3 protein-coding genes and 1 pseudogene are annotated in these 1,944 nt (G+C 60.9%); 2 read left to right on the forward strand and 2 right to left on the reverse strand.

The window, feature by feature from the left end:
- Window positions 1–72: 72 nt before the first annotated feature.
- Entirely contained in the window at window positions 73–498 is a 426-nt protein-coding gene (locus tag EN893_RS31575) for an SRPBCC domain-containing protein (protein ID WP_127267745.1), read from the reverse strand.
- Window positions 495–818 carry a metalloregulator ArsR/SmtB family transcription factor gene (locus tag EN893_RS31580; protein WP_127272723.1) on the reverse strand — a complete coding sequence of 108 codons (324 nt, stop codon included), beginning with the start codon at window positions 816–818 and terminating at the stop codon, window positions 495–497. Before EN893_RS31580 ends, EN893_RS31575 begins: the two co-directional genes overlap by 4 nt.
- A gap of 153 nt (window positions 819–971) precedes the next feature.
- On the opposite strand from EN893_RS31580, the gene EN893_RS31585 reads away from it, so the two are divergent.
- Both EN893_RS31585 and EN893_RS31590 read left to right on the forward strand, forming a co-directional pair.
- Window positions 972–1,532, forward strand: a complete 561-nt coding sequence (locus tag EN893_RS31585) for an RNA polymerase sigma factor (RefSeq protein ID WP_127271980.1) — start codon at window positions 972–974, stop codon at window positions 1,530–1,532.
- A 2-nt stretch (window positions 1,533–1,534) separates the two neighbouring features.
- Window positions 1,535–1,944, forward strand: a pseudogene (locus EN893_RS31590) (VWA domain-containing protein); the annotation flags it as partial.

A 1,944-nucleotide genomic window follows, 5' to 3' on the forward strand; every position in this document is an offset into this window, starting at 1 on the left:
ACTTGTTCCTGTCCAATAGCTCCTCCTGTCAAAACAGACCGAAGCGGACCCGTGATCCGCATGTCGGCGGGTTCAATCCATCCGCGCCAGGACCTGACCCAGATTTGTAAAGTACTGCCGCCACCCACTCGTCGCGCCCCGATACGCCTGCTCCTGATCCGGCCGGAAGCCGGACTGTTCCATACGCAACCGGGTGCCCGTGCTGGTCGGCATGAGGGTCCAGGTGACGACACTCTCGAGGCCATAGGCCTGCCACGTGTAGGACAGTGTCTTGTTCAGCTCGACGGCTGTTACCTGACAGTCGACAACAATGCTCACGTCGGTTTGCGTTTCCTTTCGCAGATTGAAACGGTGGTCCACAACTGGCTTGAAGTCGTTCTTCATCAGCCATTCCTCGATCAGATGCGGTTGGGTCAGCGCGCGCCAGATTTTTTCCGGCGGATAGGGGATCTCACGTTCGACGACGACGGAGCGCGTTTCGGTCGCAATGTTGGTCATTGGTCCATTCTTTTGAGCAAATTTTCGAGGTCGTCGAACCGGCTCTGCCAGAACGCATTCATCTGGTTCGTCCAGTCGGTCAGCGGGGAAAGTGCTGCGATCTGGGCGCTATAATGGGTCTGCCGTCCTTGATGGCGGTCGCGCACCAGCCCGGCCTGCCTGAGTACGCCGAGATGCTTCGACACCGCAGGTTGGGAGACCCCCGACTGAGCCGTCAGGGCGCCGACCGTCTGCTCGCCTTGTCGGCACAGGCGCTCGAAGATCGCACGACGCGTCGGATCGGAGAGCGTTCTGAAGAGGATATCGTGAGCGTTCGTCATTGGGATCGATAACCCGGTGGCTATTGATTGACGTATAACCGCCGAGATATGGATGTGTCAAGCGGGGTGCCGGCGGTCACGATCCGGCGGTTTCCAAAAAAATCTTTCCATTGCCCAAGGATTAGCCATTAGCCTTCGTCCAACAGGCAAATGATGGCGATGATGCTGGATGAAAGCGAAGCCTCCGACGCCGAACTGATCGGGCGGGCGAAGGGCGGAGACAGGGGGGCCTTCAGCACATTGCTGGAAAGGCACTATGACTTCGTCTATCGCGCTGCCTATCGCTGGTGCGGCAGGAAGGCCGATGCCGAAGACATCGCCCAGGAAGTCTGCGTCAGGCTCGGCAAGGCGATCCGCGACTATCGCGGCGGCGGCGCTTTCACCACATGGCTCTATTCCGTGACCCTGAACGCCGCGCGCGACATGATGCGAAAGTCCGCCCGCGAGACCGTGAAGACCGAGGCCTATGGCGTCCATGCACTGATCTCAGGCGAGGCGTCGGTCGAACCGGAGGATCCGGCCGAAGCGCTGTGGACCGCGGTGCGGCAACTGCCGGACAAGCAGCGCGACGCCGTGCTTTTGGTCTATGGCGAAGGATTGAGCCACGCGGCCGCCGCCGAGGCGATGGCGATCTCGGAGACGACGGTTTCCTGGCACATCCATGAAGCGAAGAAACGGCTGAAGACGCTGATGCGCGCGGCCGGGGAAGTGTGACCATGGTCGACGACAACGAACTCAACAGACTGCGCGATATCGCAGCACCGGCGCCCGCCAAGGATGCCAAGGCACGTGCCTTCGAGGCCGCCCTGCGCGCCTATGATCAGGAAAATATTTCTGCTGTCACCCAAGGATCGATTGGCGGGCTTCGTCTCACAGAGCGAGCACAAAAGCTCTGGAGCGAGATCATGCAAAAGAAACTCATTGCCACGCCGGCCCTTGCCGGGCTCGTCGCCCTGCCGATCGCCGGATACGCCACCTTCCATTTGCTGAGGGAACAGCCGCCCAAATTCGGCGGCGACGAGAAGATCACCGAGACGCTGGCCGACAAGCCGGCGACGGTGAAGCCGCCGACCGCCGAGCCGAAGCCGGCTCGCGGCGAGTTGGAGAAGGACAAGAAGGCAGACGC

It is taken from the genome of Mesorhizobium sp. M7A.F.Ca.CA.004.04.2.1 (assembly GCF_004022825.1).
Lineage (GTDB): Bacteria > Pseudomonadota > Alphaproteobacteria > Rhizobiales > Rhizobiaceae > Mesorhizobium.

What these genes read in the sequence shown, in the direction of transcription:
- EN893_RS31575 (WP_127267745.1), bottom strand. Translation starts at nt 498, where the DNA reads ATGACCAACATTGCGACCGAAACGCGCTCCGTCGTCGTCGAACGTGAG.
- EN893_RS31580 (WP_127272723.1), bottom strand. Translation starts at nt 818, where the DNA reads ATGACGAACGCTCACGATATCCTCTTCAGAACGCTCTCCGATCCGACG.
- EN893_RS31585 (WP_127271980.1), top strand. Translation starts at nt 972, where the DNA reads ATGGCGATGATGCTGGATGAAAGCGAAGCCTCCGACGCCGAACTGATC.